16 protein-coding genes and 2 pseudogenes are annotated in these 20,501 nt (G+C 70.9%); 9 read left to right on the top strand and 9 right to left on the bottom strand.

The genetic code is table 11. From position 1 onward, the window contains the following. Positions 1-78 precede the first annotated feature (78 nt). Genes C4J65_RS26765 through C4J65_RS36185 form a run of 6 tightly spaced genes read right to left on the bottom strand, consistent with a single transcriptional unit; the run spans position 79 to position 7,045 of the window. Positions 79-1,998 (bottom strand): RiPP maturation radical SAM C-methyltransferase, encoded by a 1,920-nt coding sequence (locus C4J65_RS26765; RefSeq protein WP_115744678.1) that lies wholly within the window; start codon positions 1,996-1,998, stop codon positions 79-81. 29 nt (positions 1,999-2,027) lie between these two features. Further along, positions 2,028-2,834: an ABC transporter permease gene (locus C4J65_RS26760; protein ID WP_115744677.1), complete on the bottom strand. Its 807-nt coding sequence runs from the start codon at positions 2,832-2,834 to the stop codon at positions 2,028-2,030. Next, the gene (locus C4J65_RS26755) at positions 2,821-3,588 is read right to left on the bottom strand and encodes an ABC transporter permease (protein WP_115744676.1); all 768 of its coding nucleotides are present in this window, start codon (positions 3,586-3,588) and stop codon (positions 2,821-2,823) included. Before C4J65_RS26755 ends, C4J65_RS26760 begins: the two co-directional genes overlap by 14 nt. Then, on the bottom strand, positions 3,585-4,565 hold the full coding sequence (locus C4J65_RS26750; protein WP_240330518.1) for an ABC transporter ATP-binding protein: 981 nt from the start codon (positions 4,563-4,565) through the stop codon (positions 3,585-3,587). The genes C4J65_RS26755 and C4J65_RS26750 overlap by 4 nt, the downstream gene beginning before the upstream one ends. Then, positions 4,562-6,886 carry a putative PEP-binding protein gene (locus tag C4J65_RS26745; RefSeq protein WP_162833367.1) on the bottom strand — a complete coding sequence of 775 codons (2,325 nt, stop codon included), beginning with the start codon at positions 6,884-6,886 and terminating at the stop codon, positions 4,562-4,564. The genes C4J65_RS26750 and C4J65_RS26745 overlap by 4 nt, the downstream gene beginning before the upstream one ends. Positions 6,887-6,904: 18 nt before the next feature. Beyond that, entirely contained in the window at positions 6,905-7,045 is a 141-nt protein-coding gene (locus tag C4J65_RS36185) for a hypothetical protein (protein ID WP_162833366.1), read from the bottom strand. 192 nt (positions 7,046-7,237) lie between these two features. On the opposite strand from C4J65_RS36185, the gene C4J65_RS26740 reads away from it, so the two are divergent. Continuing rightward, the gene (locus tag C4J65_RS26740) at positions 7,238-7,846 is read left to right on the top strand and encodes an MBL fold metallo-hydrolase (RefSeq protein ID WP_115744674.1); all 609 of its coding nucleotides are present in this window, start codon (positions 7,238-7,240) and stop codon (positions 7,844-7,846) included. A 136-nt stretch (positions 7,847-7,982) separates the two neighbouring features. Next, a pseudogene (locus C4J65_RS37240) lies at positions 7,983-8,174 on the top strand (tyrosine protein phosphatase); the annotation flags it as partial. Between the two features lie 211 nt (positions 8,175-8,385). Here the strand turns inward: C4J65_RS37240 and C4J65_RS26730 are convergent. Then, positions 8,386-8,709: pseudogene (locus tag C4J65_RS26730) on the bottom strand (sigma factor); the annotation flags it as partial. Positions 8,710-8,920: 211 nt separating this feature from the next. Here C4J65_RS26730 and C4J65_RS26725 point away from each other — a divergent pair. Further along, complete coding sequence (locus C4J65_RS26725; RefSeq protein ID WP_115744673.1) at positions 8,921-10,075, top strand: PP2C family protein-serine/threonine phosphatase; 1,155 nt, start codon at positions 8,921-8,923, stop codon at positions 10,073-10,075. Here the strand turns inward: C4J65_RS26725 and C4J65_RS26720 are convergent. Continuing rightward, on the bottom strand, positions 10,059-11,486 hold the full coding sequence (locus C4J65_RS26720) for a non-reducing end alpha-L-arabinofuranosidase family hydrolase (RefSeq protein WP_115744672.1): 1,428 nt from the start codon (positions 11,484-11,486) through the stop codon (positions 10,059-10,061). The genes C4J65_RS26725 and C4J65_RS26720 overlap by 17 nt on opposite strands. A 408-nt stretch (positions 11,487-11,894) precedes the next feature. On the opposite strand from C4J65_RS26720, the gene C4J65_RS26715 reads away from it, so the two are divergent. Further along, a complete protein-coding gene (locus C4J65_RS26715) occupies positions 11,895-13,328 on the top strand; it encodes an endo-1,4-beta-xylanase (RefSeq protein ID WP_115744671.1) in 1,434 nt (477 codons plus the stop codon). Between the two features lie 400 nt (positions 13,329-13,728). Here C4J65_RS26715 and C4J65_RS26710 read toward each other — a convergent pair whose 3' ends face one another. Beyond that, positions 13,729-14,703, bottom strand: coding sequence for a WYL domain-containing protein (locus C4J65_RS26710; RefSeq protein WP_115744670.1), 975 nt, complete (start codon positions 14,701-14,703; stop codon positions 13,729-13,731). Positions 14,704-14,839: 136 nt separating this feature from the next. Here C4J65_RS26710 and C4J65_RS26705 point away from each other — a divergent pair, with 136 nt between their 5' ends. The 5 genes from C4J65_RS26705 (at position 14,840) to grpE (ending at position 20,494) form a co-directional block, all read left to right on the top strand. Beyond that, positions 14,840-15,235, top strand: a complete 396-nt coding sequence (locus C4J65_RS26705) for a RidA family protein (protein ID WP_115744669.1) — start codon at positions 14,840-14,842, stop codon at positions 15,233-15,235. 1,018 nt (positions 15,236-16,253) lie between these two features. After that, positions 16,254-16,622 (top strand): VOC family protein, encoded by a 369-nt coding sequence (locus C4J65_RS26700; RefSeq protein ID WP_115746645.1) that lies wholly within the window; start codon positions 16,254-16,256, stop codon positions 16,620-16,622. Positions 16,623-16,880: 258 nt separating this feature from the next. Beyond that, entirely contained in the window at positions 16,881-18,503 is a 1,623-nt protein-coding gene (locus tag C4J65_RS26695) for an Hsp70 family protein (RefSeq protein WP_240330516.1), read from the top strand. Positions 18,504-18,719: 216 nt separating this feature from the next. Next, positions 18,720-19,880, top strand: a complete 1,161-nt coding sequence (locus C4J65_RS26685; protein WP_115744668.1) for a tetratricopeptide repeat protein — start codon at positions 18,720-18,722, stop codon at positions 19,878-19,880. Then, the gene (gene grpE / locus C4J65_RS26680; RefSeq protein ID WP_115744667.1) at positions 19,877-20,494 is read left to right on the top strand and encodes a nucleotide exchange factor GrpE; all 618 of its coding nucleotides are present in this window, start codon (positions 19,877-19,879) and stop codon (positions 20,492-20,494) included. Before C4J65_RS26685 ends, grpE begins: the two co-directional genes overlap by 4 nt. Positions 20,495-20,501 lie beyond the last annotated feature (7 nt).

The following is a 20,501-nucleotide window of genomic DNA, read 5'->3' as shown; positions in this document are numbered from 1 at the left end:
TCCTCGGCGCTCCACGGCACTCTCTGGTCCTCCTCGGCGCTCGTTGGCGCTCGTTGGCGCTCGTTGGCAGGGGGGCGGCTACCAGCCGGGGTTCTCCGGCAGTGCGAGCCCGAGGTACTTTCCGTCGTCCGACACCATCACGCCCGCGCGGCAGCAGCGTTCGAGGAAGGCCTCGACCGTGTCCCCGGGGACGGACAGGTCCAGCTCCGCCAGTCGCCGGGAGACCGCCGCCGCGGTGCGGGGCGCGTCACCGCAGATCTCGTAGGCCTGTGCCGTCCAGCCCGTGAGGACGGCCCGTGAGGGCCGGTCGGTCCTGCGGTCGAGGAGCCTCAGCTTTCCGGGCAGCCGCTGGTAGACGAGGCTCGGCCGGGCCTCGCCGAAGCGGGTCCGCCAGTGCGCGACGGCTTCGTTGAGCGCGGCGACCTTCTCGTGGGACACGGTGCCGGACGCCTCGTAGTCGAAGAAGTACGCGATCTTCTCCCGGTCCAGCGAGGGTGGGTAGACGTGGCTGTAGCTGGCCCGGGGCCGTACGTTGTCGATGGGGAAGGACGTGTCGGTGAAGTAGGGGCTGAAGCGCTCCAGCCAGATCCGACCGCAGCCGCCGGGCGGCTGGAGGTGGTGCAGCAGCGGGAGCAGGCGCAGTTGCTCGGCGTAGTCCTCCTCGGTCTCCCCGGGGAATCCCGCCAGGATGTTCCACGCCACGTCGATGCCGTAGTAGGCGGCCCACTTCAGCAGCCGGATGTTGATCAGCTTGCTCGCGCCCTTGCGCATGAGTTTCAGGACGTGGGTGCTGAGGCTTTCGATGCCGGGCTGGATGCGCAGGATCCCGGCGTCCTTCAGGGTGGCGAGTTGGTCGCGGGTGAGATTGGCCTTCACCTCGAAGAACAGGTTGACGTCCCAGTGCTCCTCGGCCAGCCGTGCGCACAGGGTCGAGAAGTACCCCATGTCGAGGATGTTGTCGACGGTGTCAATGTGCACCGCCGGGTAGTCGCGCAGCAGCGCGCCGAGTTCGGTGAAGGCCCGCTCGCCGGACTTGGAGCGGTAGGCCATGCCGAGCGCGTTGAGGCCGCAGAAGGTGCAGTGGTGCTTCTGGCCCCACCAGCATCCCCGGGAGAACTCGACCGGGAGGCGTACGGGGGTGCGGCCCAGCAGCCGGGTGCGGTCGAAGCGGTCCAGCCAGGCGAAGTAGTCCCGGTAGTCGGGGGTGGGGAGGTCGTCGAGGGACTGCGGGCGCTGTGCGTCACCGGTCGGCGGCGCGTCCGCGGCGCGGTGGTCCAGGACGCCGGGGACGGGGGTGCCGGTGCCGTCGGCGATGTTCTTCAGCAGCGCGGGGAAGGCGACGTCGCCCTCGCCCGTCACCACGTGGTCGAGCCAGGGCAGCTTCCGCGCGTACTCCGCTCCCATCTCGCCGTCGAAGTTGGCGCCCCCGTAGACCAGCCGCACACCCGGGTGGAACTCCTTGATCTTCCTTCCCAGGGCGAGCGACGCCGTGTTCTGCAGGAAGGTGGAGGTGAACCCGATGACGTCGTACTCCCCCCACTCCGCCCGGGCCGCGCATGCGGTGATCCACTCCGGCAGCTTCTCCCGGCGCAGTTCCACCAGATCGTCGAGGCCCTCGCCGGTGAGTTCCTCCCAGAGGGACTTCACCTCGGGGTAGGCGGTGAAGTAGTCGTCGTCGGGGGTCACTTCGCCGAACGCGGCGTAGGAGAAGAGCCACTCCCCCATCAGGTGGAGCCGCTCCGAGGCGATGTTGGCCACCGCGTCGTACGGCTCGCTGCCGAAGACGGAGGCGAACTCGATGTTGAGGTAGTGGCTGTCGCACACGTGACCGGCCCGGCGGGCGATGGACTGCAGCAGTCCGCACTGGATGGAGGGCGCGTGGATGCGCGCCCAGGGCATGTTCACCAGGGCGACGCGCAGCGCTCTGCTCGGCGGCCCGGCGGACACCGCGTGGTCCGCCTCGGTCCGCACGGCCAGGGGCAGTCGGACGACGTTCATCGGTTCCCCCTCGGGTGTGGGCACAGTGGTCACTCGAAGTCGTCGTGGCCGTGCCGGCTCGCACGCCGGGCCTGGACGAGGATCGACACGGCCGCCAGGACGGTGAACCCGGTGCCGGCGGCGGCCTCCAGGCCCAGGTCCCCCAGCCAGGGCCGCCCGGCCGTCGCCGCGCGTACGGCGTCCAGGCCGTGCCGGGCGGGCAGGACCTGGCCGACGGCGTCCACCCATCCCACCCTCCCGGGCGGGACGATCGCGCCGCTGCACAGCATGACCAGGTAGACGAGGATGTTCGGGGCGACCACGTCGGCCCGTCTGCCGACCGTCATGGTGGCTCCGGCGAGGCCCAGCACGCTGAGGGTCAGCGCCATCAGGGCGTACACCCAGGCCCAGGGCAGCAGGCGCAGCGCGAAGTCCGTCATGCCGAGCAGCGGCGCCGCGATCGCGCCCTGGACGACGAGGAGGAGCCAGCCCATGACGGGGTAGGGCAGCGCCCGGGCGATCTGGGTGACGGTGGGCGACAGGGCGCCGGTGCGCACCCGCGCGAAGGTGGCGTACTGCTTGTCCAGGACGGGCACGGCGACCACGCCGTTGACGTTGGTGCCGCTCAGCGCCAGGACGAGTGACCCGGCGAAGGCGTACTCGCGGTGTCCGGGGCCCGCGAGGACACCGGCGAGCGTGGTGAAGAACAGGATCTGCAGGACCCCGCGCGGCAGGGTGGCACCGAGCAGCCCGGCCGGCGTCTGGACCGCGCGGTACTCGAGCCAGCCCATGCGGGCCGCCTCGGCCGCCCGCCAGAGCGGCAGGGCGCGGGGCGTGGCGGTGTCAGGCGAGGTCAAGCGTCCCCTCCTTCCGGGACCTCTGGACGGACCGGTGGTAGGCGAGGCCCGCGACGGCGGCGTAGCCGAGCGTCAGCAGCACGGCGATGCCCAGCGGGAGGACCGTGATGCCGCCGGTGGCGCCGTCGACCAGGCTGTCCTTGATCCAGTGCAGGCTGAGCAGTTCGGGCGCCCAGCGCAGCCACGCGGGCAGGGCGTGGGTGGGGATGAGCAGCCCGCCCACGGCGAAGACCGGGTACATCAGCGCGTGGGACCACACCAGCCCGTTGCGGGTCACCAGGAAGAGACAGGACACCAGCACGCCGAGGGCCGTGCCGGAGCACACCAGGACCAGGAGGGACACGGCGATCCACGCCGGGTGCGCCATGCCCAGCGGCAGGCCCAGGGCCGCGGCGGTGACGCCGGTGCTGACGAGGATCGCGGCGACGCTGGTGACGGTCGCGCCCAGGCTCTTGCCCAGCAGGACCAGGTAGGGCGACCAGACTCCCGAGACGCAGCGGGCGAGCGTGCCGAAGCTGCGTTCGCGGCGCAGGACTCCACCGCTCATCCAGACCGTGGAGCCCCACAACGCGGTCAGCATCACCGCCACGACGAGTTCGGTCGCCTCGCCGGGCCCGGGGCGGCCGGTCTCCACCGCGATGACGAGGAACACGGCGGGGAGCATGCAGGAGTTGACGAGCAGCAGGGGGTTGCGCCGCATGGCCCGCTGTTCCATGCCGAACGCGGTCACGAACATCCACAGGGCACCGCTCATCGTGCTCCGCCGACCCGGCTGCCGGCGGCCAGGCGCGCGGCGACGTGCGAGTAGACGTCCTCCAGCCGCACCGGCTCGATGCGCACGTCCAGGACGCTGACGTGCGCCAGGGCCTTCTCCAGCAGGCCGAACGAGCCGACGTTCCAGTCCCGCACGTGGAGTCGGAGGGTCCAGGCCCCGTCGGCGGTGTCGACGCCGCCGACGGCGATGTCGGAGGAGGCCAGGGCCGCGGCGTCGGGCGGGGCGCCGGTGCCGCGCACGATCACCGTGGCGGTGTAGCCGGCCTGTCGGGCGAACTCGTCGACCGGCAGGTCCGCGGCCAGGGTGCCGTCGGCGAGGATGATCACCCGGCCCGCGAGCCGTTCGATGTCGAGCAGGTGATGGCTCGTGAGCAGGACGGAGACACCGGTGTCGCGCAGTGCGGCGACGGTGCCGCGCAGGCGTTCGGCCTCGACCGGGTCCAGGCCCACGGTCGGTTCGTCGAGCAGCAGCACGCGCGGTTCGGCGATCATGCCGATGGCGATGTGCAGGCGCTGGCGCATGCCTTTGGAGTACGTCTCGACCGCGCGGTCGGCCGCGCCGGCCAGGCCGACCTCCTCCAGGGCGGCGTCCAGCCTGGCGTCCAGACCGCGTCGGCCCACGCCGGCGAGCACGGCGAAGAACCGCAGGTTGTCCCGGGCGCCCAGCTTGGCGTAGAAGCCGCGGTCGCCGCCCAGGACGACGCCGGTCGTGCGGCGTACCGCGCGCAGGTCGCGGGTGACGTCGTGGCCGAAGATCCGGGCGGTGCCGGTGGTGGGCAGCAGCAGGGTGGCGAGGATCTTGGTGAGGGTGGTCTTGCCCGCCCCGTTGCTGCCCAGCAGGCCCACGATCTCGCCCGCCCCGACCTGGAAGCTGACGTCGCGCAGGGCCACTATGTCGCGTCCGCGGTCGGTGAAGGTGCGGCCGAGCCGGTCCACGACGATCGCCGGTTCGCTCAACGCCCCGCCTCCGTCGGCCGGTTGTCCGCCGCCTCAGGGGGGAGGGCGGCACGGGCCGCGGCGAGCCGGGCCAGGGGGATCCGCGGCGGCGCGCACGAGACGTGGTCGTAGCCCGCCTCGGCGAAGAACCGCACGGCCGACTCGTCGGCCGCCTGTTCACCGCAGACGCCGAGCGTGATGCCGGGGCGTACCGCGCGGGCGTCGTCGGCGACCCGGCGGGCGAGGAGTCCGACGGCCTCGACGTCGAGCCGGGCGAAGGGCGACGTGTCGAGCAGGCCCAGGTCCTGGTACGCGGGCAGCAGGTGGTGTTCGGCGTCGTCGCGGGACAGACCCCACACGAGCGCGGTGAGGTCGTTGGTGCCCAGGGACAGGAAGTCCGCCCGGCGGGCGAGGGACCGGGCCAGCAGCGCGGCCCGGGGCGTCTCGATCATGGCCCCCAGCGAGATGCCCGTTCCGGCCGGCGTGGTGCCCAGGCGGGCGCAGACGTCGCCGAGGACGCCGCGGACGAAGTCCAGCTCCCCCGGTGTGCTCACCATGGGGACGAGGAGTTCGGGCCGGGGGTCGTGGCCCGAGCGGCGCAGCGCGTGCGTGGCCTCCGCCAGCGCCTTGATCTGTACGGCGGTCAGCGCCGGCAGCAGGATGCCGGTCCGTACGCCGCGGACGCCGAGCATGGGGTTGTGTTCGTGCAGCCGACGGGTGAGGTCGAGCCGGTCCCGGTCGGCGGGCGCACCGGTGGCGGCCGCGGTGAGGGCGGCCTCGGTGAGGTCGGGGAGGAACTCGTGGCGGGGCGGGTCGAGCAGGCGGACGGTGACGGGCAGCCCGTCCATCGCCACCAGGACCTCCGTGATCTCCGCCCGCAGGAAGGCGTGGACCGTGGCGAGGCCCTCCGTCAGGTCGGGGCCGGGCCGCGCGGTCAGCACCCGCTGGAGCACCTGGTGGTGTTCGCCGAGGAACATGTGCTCCAGCCGGCACAGTCCGACCCCGCTCGCGCCCAGCGCCCGCCCGGCGGCGGCGTCGGCTCCGGTGTCGGCGTTCACCCGCACGGCGAGGGACGGCGGTGCGGACAGCGCGGACAGCGCGTCGTCCAGCCAGCCGGGGAGCACCGCAGGGGTGCGCCGCTCGGTGGCGAGCCCCTGGCGGCCCCCGAGGTGGACCAGTCCGGTGTGTCCGTCCACGGTGATCAGGTCACCCGCCCGGACGGTGTCCCCACGGGCGGTGCGCAGCACCCGGGCGTCGGCGTCGAGGACGCCGTCGGCGAGGGCGGCGACGGCCGGCAGTCCGAGCCCGCGCGCCACGACCGCGGCGTGGGACGTCTGTCCGCCCCGCTCGGTGACGACGGCCGTGGCGGCCAGCAGGCCGGGAAGGTCCTGCGGTCTGGACTCGGTGAGGACCAGGACCGGCCGTTCTCCCTCGGCCTGCGCGGCGACGGCCTCGGCCGCGCTGAAGACGACGTGGCCGCAGGCGAGGCCGGGGGACACTCCCCGGCCGCGCGCGACCACGGGCAGTCCGAGGGTCCGGACGCCGGCGGCACCCGCCCGTTCGACGTCCAGGGGCTCGACCAGCCGCACCGCCTGGGCGGGGGTCAGCCGGCCGCTTTCCCGGCGGTCGGCGACGACACGCAGGAGGGAGGCGCCGTGCAGCACGGCACGGGTGGTCCTGACGACGGTGAGGCTGTCGCCCTCGACGACGAACTCCACTCGCACCGGCCAGTCGAGTTCGGCCTCGGCGGCCTCGACCGCCGCCCTCAGGTGCGGGCCCCAGGGCCGGGTGCCGACGAGTTCGGCGAGGTCCGTCCCGCCCTCGGTCAGCAGCCGGGCGGCAGGTGCACCGGCGAGGTAGGAACCGGTCAGGCCGGGCCGGCCGGTGGCGGGATCGCAGGAGTGGGCGAGTCCGCTGCCTCCGTCGGGGCCGCACCACAGCGGCTGCCGGGCGAGCGCGAACCGGGACGGGCCTGACTGGTCGCCCGTCAATGCCCGTACCAGGGCGATGACTTGCTCGACCGGGTCGTCCGGCAGCGTGGTGCCGGGGCGCGCGGCGGCCAGCGCCGCTTCGAGGTCGGCCCTGCGCCGTGCGGCGAAGTCGTCTCCGGCGAGCCCTGCCAGCCATCGCCGGCCGGCAGGGCTCATCCCGACGAACGACAGGCAGCCGCCCTTCGGGCAGGGCAGCCAGACGGTCAGGAAGACGGGGTGCTCCGCACTGCCGAGGCGACGGTCGGGATCGAGTTCCGCGATCGCCTCGCGGAGGGCGTCGTCGGCGGCATCGACCGGCAGCCACCGCACTGAGGCAGCGGGGAGGCCGTCCGGCGGATGATGCGTGACCACGTACCGAATCCCCGGACCCTAACGGTTCACGAACTCCGGACGGACACCGAGCAGGTACACCCGGTCATCCAGGTCAGCGGCTTCCTCCGGGGTGATCGGAGAGAATTCCAGCTCGGCCAGGTCGGCCAGTTCCTCGGTTTTCTCGTTTGATGTGTCCATGAGATGAAGCTAATCGCAAGCCACACTTGCCACAAGGTGAACTCTGGGGTTCCGCAGTCAAGTTGACGCGATGTCGCTCCCGCGGAACGCCGGGCACCCACGGAAACGCACTGCTCGGCCAGTGCTCCTCCGGGCCGCCGCGGAGGACATTTCCGGCCACTGGCCGAAGCCGCCCCGCCTGTTCCCCGGGCTATGCTCACCTGGGTGCGAATGATCAAATACGTCCATTCCTGCGTCCGCCTGGAGCACGAGGGCGGCACGCTGGTCGTCGATCCCGGTGTGTGGAGCGAGCCCGAGGCGCTCGCCGGCGCGGACGCGGTCCTGGTCACGCATGAACACAACGACCATGTCGACCTGTTGCGGCTGAAGGGACTGGGGGTGCCCGTCTACGCCCCCGAGTCGGCCCGGCTCCCGGGACTGGACTTCAACGGTGTCGTCGCCGGCGAGGAATTCACCGCGGCCGGGTTCCGGGTGTCGCCCCTTGGCGGGCGGCACGCGCGCATCTACGGCGATCGCCCGGACTGCGCGAACCTGGGCTACCTCGTGGACGACCGCCTCTACCACCCCGGGGACTCCCTGCAGCTGCCCGGCCGGCCGGTGGAAACCCTGCTGGTCCCCCTGCAGGGGTCGTGGATGAAGACGGACGAGGCCATCGACTTCGTCCGCGCCGCCGCCCCGGAACGGGCCTTCGGCATCCACGACGGGCAGGTCAACGAGCGCGGCCTGAGCAGTCTGAACGGCTGGCTCACCGACGAGTGCGACGGTCGCTACCGCTGGCTCGCGCCGGGAGCGTCCGCGTGACGCCCGAGCCGTCCGGCCCGGTCCTCCACACCGTCGGCCGTCCGCACCGGCCGGGCCGCCTGAGCACCATGGCGCGGCCTCGGGGCGGCGGGCACCTGGCCGGCGACTGGCGGCCCTGCGCGACGCCGGCGTCGACGTGGTCGTCTGCGCCCTCCCCGACGCGGAGCGCGCCGAGCTGGGACTCGCCGACGAGCCCGGCCTCGCCGAGGCCGCCGGACTGCGGTTCGTCGCCCTGCCCATCCCCGACTTCACGGTCCCGTCCGTGCCCGCGGTGGTGCCGCTGCTGCGGGAGCTGACCGAGGTGTTGCGCACGGGCGCCCATGTCGTCGCGCACTGCCGCTGCGGCATCGGCCGGTCCTCCCTGATCGCGGTCTGCCTGATGATGCTGGAGGGCACGGCACCGGAGACCGCCTGGGCAGCCGTGCGACGCGCCCGGCGCGCGAAGGTTCCGGACACCGAGGAACAGCACGCCTGGACACTGGAGTTCTTCCGCCTGGTCTCCCCGCGGGGCCGGGACGGCAGTGCTACCCCTGGCGGTGCAGCAGGGCCTCGGCCCGGCGCAGCCGCCGCCTGGCGTTCGACAGCTGATCGTTGGCGATGCCGAGCAGCCACGGCAGCGCCGAGTCGCGGTCGAGCACCGTTTCCGACCGCCGTCGCCAGGCGTGCGGGAACACCGTGGACGTGAGGTCCTCGGCCTCGGACCAGTCGGCCGTCCGCCGGAAGAGGTGGTTGTAGACGGACTTCCCGTGCCGGTCGAAGATCCGGCCGAAGGCCTCGCGATCGCCGTCGACGGCCCTCGCCCACAGCTCCCGGTCGGACACCCCGCCGACCGGTACGGCGGGACCGTCGTCGTTCAGTTCCATACCCTGTCCATGTCCGGCAGCCGGCCGAAGGTTCCCGCCGGAATCACCCGGGCGGACGCACTTCGGCACGGGTACGGCCAGCCTCCCTCCGGCACTTCAACCGGATTGGATGATCGAGGACGCCCGTCTGTCGCCGCATGCGGCATTCCCGCCCCCGCGATCACACACGCGATCACACCGTCCGATCACACCGCCGCTGGAGGTTGCGCGCATGTTCCGTCCGTCGCGTGCGGCGCCGGCCCCTGTGGAGGGCGGAGCGGACCTGGACGACGGCACCTCGATCCGCACGCCCCCCACGCGTGTCGTCGCCCTGGTGACGGTCGCGGCGACGGTGGCGACGGTCATCCTCGGTGCGGTGACCGAGACGGCCGTGCTCCTGATCGGGCTGCTGGTGTTCCTTCCGGCGTTCGCCTCCGCGCTGTGCACGCCACGCCAGACGGCGCTCGTCTCCGCCTGGGTGAGCATCGTCGTCATCGTGCCCGTGGCCCTGTCCACGGAGCAGCTCGCCGACCGGGTGACCCTGGCCCTGTTCTCCGTCGGCTTCGGCGCACTGGCCGTCTACGGATGCTGGCTGCGCATCACGCGCGAGGGAATGCTGGTGCGTCTGCGGTCGACCGCTGCCGCGATGCAGCGGCAGATCCTGCGTCCGCTGCCGCTGCTCACCGACGACGTACTCGTGGACGGCGTGTACGAGCCGGTGCAGCAGGACAAACTCGTCGGCGGCGACATCTACGACGTGGCGGCCACCCCCTGGGGCACCCGGGTACTGATCGGCGACGTCCAGGGCAAGGGACTCCCCGCCATCGGCATGGCCATCGACGTGGTCGGCGCCTTCCGCGAGGCCGCCCACCGCGAACCCACGGTCACCGCGCTCGTGGACTCGCTGGAGGCGGCGGTGGTCCGCCACAACGGCTACGCCGGACAGCGCGGCGAGCCGGAACGGTTCGTCACCGCCGTCGTCCTGGGGGTGGACACCGGCCCCGACACCCAGCTCGTCACGTGCGGCCACATCCCGCCCTACCTGATGCACGACGGGACCGTCACCGCGGTGGGCGACGGGACGGAGCATGCGCCGCTGGGCCTCGCAGACCTCGTCGACGAGCCGCGCACGGTGTCCTGGTTCCCCTTTCCCGCCGGGGCCACCCTGCTGCTGTGCACCGACGGTCTCACCGAGGCCCGCTCCCCCGCAGGCAGCTTCTACCCGCTGGAGACACGCCTCGCCGGCCGCGTGGACATCACCGCGGGCCGGCTCGCCCGTGCACTCGTCGACGATGTCCACGCCTTCACCGAGGGCGCGCAGCAGGACGACTTGGCGGTACTCGCCGTACGCCGCTCACCGCACGGGAAGGTCAGCGCTGCAGGGTGAGGACACCCGGCCGCCACGGCAGCGAGTTGTAGTCCCCGCCCGCGTTCGGGGACTTGCCCTGGTAGAGGAACTGCAGGTTGCAGGGGTCGATGGTCATGGTCTGGTCGGGGTTGTCGCGGACCAGGTCGCCGTGGCTGATGTCGTTGGTCCAGGTGGCCCCGCTGTTGGCCTTGCCCGCGAAGGGGTTGCCCTCACTGGCGGCCTGCGGGGTCCACGACCCGTTCAGGCTGGAGGCCGTGAAGGAGCGGAAGTAGCGCCCGTTCGCGCCCATCGCCTCGACGATCATGAGGTACTGGTTCTGGCCCTGGACCTTGTAGACCTGTACGCCCTCGAACAGGTTGGCCTTCGTGTCGCTCATGATCGTCGTGTACGAGGAACCGAAGTTGCCCGGGAAGTTCCCGATCGGCATGCTCGCCCGGTAGATCTTGCCGTTGTCACCGGCGAAGAACAGGTACATGTTCTGGCCGTCGGCGATCAGGGTCTGGTCGATCGGGCCGGTGTCGGAGCCGGAGATGCTCCCGGTGAACAGCGGCTGCGGAGCGGACCAGCCGTTGGGGTCGGTGGGGTCGCTGGACGTGCGGTAGATGAAGGGCCAGGAGCCCCACTGGTACGCCAGCACCCAGATGTTCTTGGGCGCGAAGTAGAACAGGGTGGGCGCCACCGCGGCCTGGCTCATCGCGTTCTGGCCGGCCGAGGCCATGTCCGACCAGTTGGTGAAGGGGCTGAACGCCATCGAGCCGTACGACGACCCCGACGAGGTCGACCCGTAGACCAGGTGCCTGCCGTTGTGCGTCACCGTGGTGAAGTCCTTCAGCGCGACCCACCCGCTCCTCGGCTGCGCCAGGACCCCGGTCGAGGACCACCGGTACGTCGACGGAAGAGCACACGTGCCGTCCGTCGGCGGCGTGCCGGTCAGACCGGTCCACTTCTGGTTGCTGCCGCCGTTGCACGTCCAGAGCTGCACCGCCGTGCCGTTGGCCGTGCCGGCGCCCGCGGCCTCCAGGCACAGCCCGGACTCCACGCCGACGACCGTGCCGTCGGAATTCACCCGCCACTGCTGGTTCGCGCCACCGGAGCAGCTCCAGATCTGCACCTGGGTACCGGCCGTGGTGGCGTGGCCCGGAACGTCCAGGCACTTGTCGCCGTACACGGTCAGCTGATCGCCGTCCGTCAGCGTCCACTGCTGGTTGGTCCCGCCCCAGCAGTCGTAGATCTGCAGGTGCGTGCCGTCGGTCTGGTCGGCGCCCAGAACATCGAGACACCGGTTGGAACCAACACCGCGCAAGGCGCCACTGGTGGCCGCCTGGGCCGGGGCGGTGGTGACGAGCAGCGCCGCCAACGCGGCCAGGGCCGCGACCACGGCGGCGAGCGCCGCGGACGGCTGCCTGCGGCTCAGACTTCTTCTGTGCATAGGACTTCCTCCACCCAAATTGAGGGGGTCATGACATACAGGGAGAGCGACTGATGCGTTCGTGATATCGAACAGGGGTCGAAGTGTCGAGCGTCCTGAATGATAGGGAGCCGGTGAACGGCGTCAATACCCTTCGCACGTGTCGCCATCGATGTCGAAACATTTACGGACGTCGCACCACGGAAACCTGGCGGAATTCGATCGATCCAGAGGTCGCTACCCGGCCACCCGAACCCACCGGGGATCTCGAAAGTTTCGGACAAGAAACTGAAACTTTTCTCACCCAAGGCGTTGACGATGCATCGTCAATACCTCAATGATTCCTGTCTGAGAAACCGGCCACGGCTCGATATTTCGAACAGCGCCGGGCGGCGGCTTTCCCGTGATGTCAACCTTGGAGGCACAGTCATGGGCTCGTATGCCCTTCCCAGATCCACTGTCCGTCAGAAGGTCCGCGGTCTGCTGCTGGCGCTGGTCGTCGGCGTCCTCGGCACGGCCACCGCACTGGTCGCGCCGCCGACCGCACACGCCGCCGAGAGCACGCTCGGCGCCGCGGCGGCGCAGAGCGGCCGCTACTTCGGCACCGCCATCGCCTCGGGCAAGCTGGGCGACTCGACGTACACGTCGATCGCGGGCCGTGAGTTCAACATGGTGACGGCCGAGAACGAGATGAAGATCGACGCCACCGAACCGCAGCGGGGCCAGTTCAACTTCAGCTCCGCCGACCGCGTCTACAACTGGGCGGTGCAGAACGGCAAGCAGGTGCGCGGGCACACGCTGGCCTGGCACTCCCAGCAGCCCGGCTGGATGCAGAGCCTCAGCGGCAGTTCACTGCGCCAGGCCATGATCGACCACATCAACGGCGTGATGGCCCACTACAAGGGCAAGATCGTGCAATGGGACGTGGTCAACGAGGCGTTCGCCGACGGCAGTTCGGGCGCCCGCCGGGACTCCAACCTGCAACGCACCGGCAACGACTGGATCGAGGTCGCCTTCCGCACCGCGCGTGCCGCCGACCCGTCCGCCAAGCTCTGCTACAACGACTACAACGTCGAGAACTGGACCTGGGCCAAGACGCAGGCCATGTACTCCATGGTCCGGGACTTCAAGCAGCGTGGCGTGCCGATCGACTGCGTCGGCTTCCAGTCGCACTTCAACAGCGGCAGCCCCTACGACAGCAACTTCCGCACCACGCTGCAGAACTTCGCCGCCCTCGGCGTCGACGTGGCCATCACCGAACTCGACATCCAGGGCGCCCCGGCGTCGACCTACGCCAACGTGACCAACGACTGCCTGGCCGTCTCGCGCTGCCTCGGCATCACCGTCTGGGGTGTGCGCGACAGCGACTCCTGGCGCTCGGAGCAGACGCCGTTGCTGTTCAACAACGACGGCAGCAAGAAGTCCGCCTACACCGCCGTCCTCGACACACTCAACGGCGGCGACACCTCGGAGCCTCCTGCGGACGGCGGACAGATCAAGGGCGTCGGTTCGGGCCGCTGCCTCGACGTGCCCGACGCCAGTACCACCGACGGCACCCAGCTCCAGCTGTGGGACTGCCACAGCGGCACCAACCAGCAGTGGGCCGCCACTGACGCGGGCGAGCTGAGGGTCTACGGCGACAAGTGCCTGGACGCCGCCGGCACCGGCAACGGAGCCAAGGTCCAGATCTACAGCTGCTGGGGCGGCGACAACCAGAAGTGGCGCCTCAACTCCGACGGGTCCATCGTCGGCGTCCAGTCCGGCCTCTGCCTCGACGCCGTCGGGAACGGCACGGCCAACGGCACCCAGATCCAGCTCTACACCTGCTCCAACGGCAGCAACCAGCGCTGGACCCGCACCTGACCGGACAGGACTGACGGTCCCGGGTCGCCGCCGTGAGGGCGGCGACCCTCGCGATCGGTCTGCCCGCCGCGAACTCCGCTCCGGCGTGGTGGAGCTGACATCCCGCCTGCTGAACGGCCCGGAGGCGGCCGCCGGCAGGTGTACGCCTCTCTCGAACCGGGCGATGAGGTCGTCACTGGCCGCGCTTCGGGCCAAGTGGGTGCTCGGGTCCGGTACCCCGCGGGGTCGCTCACGCCCCGGGCTTCGGGCAACTGCCCGAATTCGCCGAGATCCGGTGCCTGCTGGGCGTCGCGGGGTCGGCCGCCGACCGGTTCGCCGAGGCCGTCGCGCCGGCCGAGGCCGTCGCGCCATTGGGGCGGCCGGCCGGCGCCGAGCAGATCGCCGAGGTGTGGACGAGCTTTCAGTCCGGTGCCCCATAGCGGGCCGCGATCACCGTCGCGCGGCGGTGCAGCGAGCTGCGCAGCCACTGCGGGGCCTCCACCTCCGCGTACATGGCGTGCTGCCACAACGCCCATTCCGCGTGCCGCGCGTCCTGGAAGACGACGTGCAGCCGGAGCCGGCCGCCGTCGTCGGTCTCCTCGGAGCGGACCGCCAGGGCGGTGGCGACCAGGTGCTCCCGGTGCGCGGGGTCCACGCTGACCACCACGGCGGTGCTGTCGCCGCCGGTCCGGAACCGCACGTTTCGTTCGCGCCAGACCCGGTCCAGGTCGACCGCGTCCGAACGCTGCGCCGGTTCGTCGAGCTGCTCGGCCGCCAGGACCCGGCTCAACCGGTAGGTGCGGTCCTCGGCGCCCCGCTTGGCCAGCAGGTAGCCCTGGTCCCTCACGGTGACCAGACCGATCGGGTCCACCGTGCGCCACCGCGGGGGCCGGCCCACGGCCTCGTAGTAGATCCGCAGCTTGTGCCCGGCGAACACCGCGCGCCGGACCTCGGCGGCGAGGGAGTCGGAGACCTCGTCGGAGGCCACGCGACGCGAGAGGAGATCGGTCTCCGGGTCGATGAGCAGCCGCTGCGCCGCTCCGACGGCGGTGTCCCGCAGCCCCTCCGGCAACGCGTCGACCACTTTCAGCACGGCTGAGGCGAGTGCCGATCCCAGACCGAACAGCTGCGCGCCGCGCCGTGAGCCCGCGACCACGAGGGCGAGCGCCTCGTCGTGGTTCAGGCCGGTGAGCGCCGTCTGGAAATCCGGCAGCAGCGCGAACCCGCCGTGCCGCCCGCGCTCCGCGTAGACCGGGACCCCCGCCGCGGAGAGTGCCTCGATGTCGCGCAGCACCGTCCGGGTCGACACCTCCAGCTCACGGGCGAGTGCCGCCGCGGTCGTCCGGCCTCGCTGACGCAGCAACAGCACCAGGGAAACCAACCGGTCGGCGCGCATGGGAAGACCCTGGCGAAATACATGACCATGGGTGTCACGTTTTCCTGGCAGGGTTCGTCGCACCACGTCAGAGCCCGGCGGTCACCGAGGTGACGGGCATGCGCAGTGTCATGAACCGAATGGAGCAGGTGCGGCAATGGAACGCAACGCGGTCAACCCGGTGTCGTGGTCGGTCGAGATGGGCTTCAACCAGGGCGAGGTCGTCTCCGGGCACTCACGCACCCTGTACATCTCGGGCCAGACGGCGATGAGCAAGGAAGGCAGGCCCGAGCACGACGGTGACATGGCGGCGCAGTTGGCGCTGGCCGTCGACAACATCGAGGCGGTGCTCGCCGAGGCCGGCATGACCCTCTCGAACCTCGTCCGGCTGAACGTCTACACGACCGACGTCGACGAGCTCTTCCAGCACTACGGTGTGCTGGCGGGCCGCCTGGGAGCCGCCCGCGTCGCGCCGACCACCACCATGCTCGGGGTGACGCGGCTGGCGATCCCGGGTCAGATGGTCGAGCTGGAGGGCACCGCCGTCGCGTGACGCGGACATCCTGCACGGTGTGGGTTCTGGGTTGTTGGTGGGGTGTGAGCGATCTGGTGGGGGACGCGCGGCGTCTGTCGCCGGCGGCGCAGGAGGCGGCCCTGCAGTCGCGGGCGGTGGCCGCACTGGCGACGTCGAGCTGCACTTCCCTCCGTGGTGCTCGCCCCGCCTGCCCCCTGCCGAGCCGGTCATCGCCGGCCTCAAGCACAGCCTGCCCATGCAGCACGGAGCCCGTACCCAGGCCGGACTCGCCGCCGAAACCCGCCGCTTCTTCCGCAGATGCCGGCGTCGGCCGCTCAGCGTCCGCGGCCGTTTCGGCGGCCCACACGTCCGCGCCGGAGACATTGTCCAGGGCGGCGAACAGGCTGGGCGTGCCGTGCCGTGCCGTGCTGCGCCGTGCTGTGCTGTGCCGGACCTGGTCGCGGGTCATCTTCGCCGGCACGGCCCCCGCAGAGACCGCCACCGCGACCGTCTCAGCTCCCTGTCGTCAGCCGGAGCCGGTACAGCTTCGCCATCAGGTCACCCACCAGCCGCAGGAGCCACGTCCTCGCGGTCCCGCCCCGCCGCCACCGCGGCCACCGCCCGCAGCCGCAGGGCCTCTGAGCTGACGGCGACAGATGGCGCGCGTCCCCCACCAGATCACTCACACCCGTCCAACAACCCAGAACCCCAAACCGTTTCGGATCAACAGCACCGCTCCACGGGGCAGATCAAGTAGCGCGACGTTCTCCCCACGGAAAGACGTAGCGCCTCCCTCCGCTACGGAGCCCACGCGGTGGAGCCGCGTCGGTGCGCCCGCTGTGAACCGCCGCGCGTCAGTCGGCGAAACCGCCCATCCCGCTCGGAATACCCGGCCCGGACCTTGCCCCGCTGTGTGGGCATGTGCACCCCGTACAGCCATGTCCAAGCGATATGAGGCGATTGTCCGACGCTCGGACTCGGCAGGGCTGAGACGCCGATGAGTTACCCGTTCTCGAACGGTCTGTCCGGCGACACGACCGTTCCCGACAGGAGTGCCATGTCCACCATTCAGCCAGTGATCCTGACCGCCCGTCACGATGTTCTGTTCGGCTTCTACACACAATTGCTGGGCGCTGAGGAGATCTTCCGGGTGCCGGCGGAAGGACCGGCCTTCTACCTCGGCCTGCGCATCGGCGACACCGACCTCGGATTGGTGGCCAAGGCGAACCCGGGAACCGGGGACGCGCCGCGGATCCTGCTCAGCATCGCTGTCGACGACGTCCACGAGACGCTCGCCCGGGTGGAAGCGCTCGGCGGGACGGTCCGCAGCGGCCCCAATGACATGCCGTGGGGACAGCGCGTCGCCCACATCCAGGACCCTGACGGCAACGCGGTCAACCTCACTCAGCCGATCCCTGCCCGGTGACGCTCTTCCCCGGTGCTCGGGGGGGGCGTTGACCACTCGCCGCCCGCGACGTCACGGCCCCGCCCGTACACCCGTTCTCCGCGTCCCCGACGATCGCAACGCCCGCCCCGCAGGCGGCGGACGGAAACCGGAACGGTTTGGGATGCGCCGCGGGCCGGCCGAAACCTCGACCGGCTCTCACCGAACGCCGGTCAAGCAGCCTTGGAATGGGCATGATGAGGTTGTTGGCGGGGCCACGTGCAGGAGGGGGATTCAGCGGTGGCGCGTGTGGTGGGCATAGACCTAGGAACGACGTACTGCGCCGTGGCGGTCGCGGACCGGGCGGGTACTCCGTCCATCGTCCGTAACCGGGAGGGCGAGAACATCACACCGTCGGTAGTGATGTTCCAGGGCGACACCGTGGTCGTCGGATCCCAGGCGAAGCGGTCCGCGGCCACGGCTCCCGACCACGTGGTGCAGTTCGCCAAGCGCTACATGGGGGAGAGCAACCCGATCTACCACTCGGAGTCCGGCACGCCGTACCGGCCGGAGGAGATCTCGGCTCTGCTGCTCAAGCGTCTCAAGGAAGACGCCGAACTCATGCTGGACGAGCCCGTCGAGCAGGCGGTGATCACCGTGCCCGCGTACTTCGACGACGTCCGGCGCAAGGCGACGCAGGACGCCGGGCGGATCGCCGGACTTGAAGTGCTGCGCATCGTCAACGAGCCCACCGCGGCCGCACTCGCCTACGGCCTCGATCAGTCCTCCGCGGACGACGGCGGGGAGGACCGGGACGACGGTGCGGCGATCGGCACAGTGCTCGTGTACGACCTGGGCGGCGGCACCTTCGACGTCACTGTCATGCGGGTCGAGAACGGCGACTACACGGTGATCGCCACCGACGGGGACCGCAACCTCGGCGGCTTCGACTGGGACGGCGCGCTGATGAACCACCTCAACGGCGCGTTCATGGCCTCGGGCGGCCCCGACCTCAACGAGGACAACGGCCTGCAGGCCGAGCTGCGCGACAAGGCGGAGATCGCCAAGCGCACCCTTTCCCATGCCCCGCAGGCCGTCGTGATGTTCTCCGTGGGCGGCCGCCACGAGCAGATCCGGGTGACCCGCGAGAAGTACGAGGAGATCACCGCGGAACTGCTCGACCGCACCCGCATCATCACGGAGGGTGTGCTGGAGGAGGCGCGGCTCGGCTGGGACGACATCGACCGGATCCTGCTCGTCGGCGGCTCCACCCGGATGCCCATGGTGCCGAAGCTGATACAGCGGCTCTCCGGCAGAGAGCCGGAGCGCGGCATCGCCCAGGACGAGGTGGTCGCGCTCGGCGCCGCACTGGTCGCGCTGGACGCCTCGGTCCGTGCCGAGGAGGTGGAGGAGAAGCGGAAGTACGTCGGCAGCGGGGCGAGCGTCGAGTCCTCCCCCGGCGACGGTCTGGCCCGCCTGACCAAGGGCAAGGTGAAATCCATCAAGGACGTCACCTCACAGTCCCTCGGCATGGTCACGACCGACCGGGACAACCACGACCACCAGTTCAACACGGTGATCATCCCGCACAACTCGCCCGTGCCGGCCAAGAGGAGCGACATCTTCCTGACCCTCTACGACCGGCAGCGACGGTTCCTGGTCCAGGTGACCGAGGGAGACGACGAGGACCTGGCGTACGTGAAAACGGTCGGGGAGAGCTCCATCGAGATCCCGCAGTACCCGAGGGGCGCGCCGTTCGAGGTGGTCTACTCCTACGACGTCGACGGCATCATCCACGTCGAGGTGAAGGACGGCACGACGGGCAAGTGGCTCGGCGAGTTCGAGCTCGAACGCCCCGGCAATCTGAGTCAGACCGAGCTGAGCGAGTTCAGTGACCGTGTCGCCCGCGTCTCGACCCTCTAGGGGGTGTCGTGTGGATCAGGCCGGCCCCCGGCAACGGCGCCTTGTCACCGACCCGAGCGGGGTCTGGTGCGTGCAGCTGCAAGGCGGAGGAGGGCGACAGGGCGGAGCCCTGGCAACCGACGACAACGCCGCAGATGAGCGTGCCAGACCCCGCGACTCCGGCAAGATCCGAACGACACCCCCTGGGTTCCGACTCTGCAGCCGGAGCCGGCAGCGATGACGACTGACGACGTCCCCGACTACTACGCGGAGTTCGGCATCGACCGTGCCGCGAGCGCGGACCAGGTCTCCCGGCAGCTCGACCGGGCCTTCCGCACCTGGTCGAGCCGGGCAAGCCGGGCCCCCGACGCCAAGAGGCGGCGGGAGGCCGAGGACAAGGTCGAGCTGGTCTCGGAGGCACGGAAGGAACTCCTCGACAGCGCCCGGCGCCACGCCTACGACCGCAGACTGGACCAGGCGCGCCGACGCTCCCGCGTGCCGGCGTCCGCACCCAAGTCCCAACCCCAGCCACAGCAACAGCAACAGCAACAGCAACAGCCCACCCTGCCCGTCCGGGATTGGGTGGGGCACGCCCGCAGGCTGATGAGCCAGGGTGACGACGAAGCCGCTCTGTACGAGCTGCGGCAGGCCGTGCACCACGACGAGCGCAACGGCGACGCCTGGCGTCTGCTCGGTGCCCTGCACGCCAAGCAAGGACAGCTGAGCGACTCGCTCCAGGAGTTCCAGCGGGCCCTCGCACTGCACCCCTACGACGCGCTCACCCACTCTCTGACGGCCCAGGTGTGGGAGCAGCTCGGCGATCACGTCAAAGCCGTTCCCTGGCACCTGAAGGCGGTTGAGCTCGCGCCTGCCGATGTCGGTCTCCGGATCACCGCCGCCGACAGCCTCTACCGGGTCGAACGCTACGACGAGGCGCTCAGCAACTACGAACGAGCCCTGACGGAGCGGCCCGGCCACGACGGCGTCCGCAACCAGATCGGCTGGATCTGGTTGCGGCGCGCCGAGCGTGCCATGGTCTGGCACCCGGGCCGGCAGAGGTACGTCATCGCCTCTGCCGACAGCGCCCCGATGGTCACGCACTGCGTGGACCAAGGGCTGGCCGTCGGTGCCTCGGACGGCGCACTCCGCGACCGGCTGACCACGTACCGGGTGCACGCGGGCGAGGCACTCGGCAGGACCTGGCGCTGGTACAAGAGCATGGGCTCGGTCATGGGCGTCTGCGCGGCGCTGATGCTCGTGCTGCAGGCTCCGCTCGTCGTGCTGCCCCTCGCCGGGTTCTTCGGACTGCCGATCGCGATGGGCATCAAGCCGCGTTGGCAGCACACCTACAACGAGCTGCCCCCAGACCAACGGCCGCCGACCAGGAGAGTTTCATGACCACTCCGCCACCACTGCCCCAGCCGGGGGCCCCGTCCGTCCCGCACCTCGCCGAGCCGATGGCACCGCCGCCGGACCCGCCGCCGGACCCGCGGCCCGGCCTCGGCCCTGTGCCCGCTCCCCCGGCCACCGCGCCGGGGCCCGACCCGTTCGCCGTCGTGGCGGACGCGGTCGACGGCATGCGTGACGAACTGGCCGCGCTCGGTGACCAGTTCCGCCGTCGGCTGCTCAACGACCGGGAAACCCGCCGCAGCCTCGACGGTCTGCTGACGGAACTCGACCAGGCGCGCAGGGCCGCTGAGGGCCGTATCGTGCAGCCCCTGCTCTACGATCTCGTCCTCCTCGTCGACCGGGTCGAGCGACAGGCCGCACAAGGCGACGCCTTCGCCGGCTCCGTCGCCGCGGAACTGCTGGGTGTCCTGGAGAAGTACAGCATGACCCGCATCCCGGTCACCCGCGGCCCGTTCAACCCCGACCTGCAGGAAGCCGTCGGAACGGTCACTGCGCTCTCCCCCAAGCAGAACGGCCAGGTCGCCGAAGTGGTGCGGCACGGCTACCGGATGGACGAGCGCATCGTGCGACCGCAACAAGTCCGCGTTCACACCGAGCGGTGAACGGCGG

The sequence above is a fragment of the Streptomyces sp. CB09001 genome (assembly GCF_003369795.1).
Classification (GTDB): Bacteria; Actinomycetota; Actinomycetes; order Streptomycetales; family Streptomycetaceae; genus Streptomyces.
The sequence above is the reverse complement of the archived record's forward strand: the minus strand, read 5'-3'. Positions and strand labels throughout refer to the sequence as shown.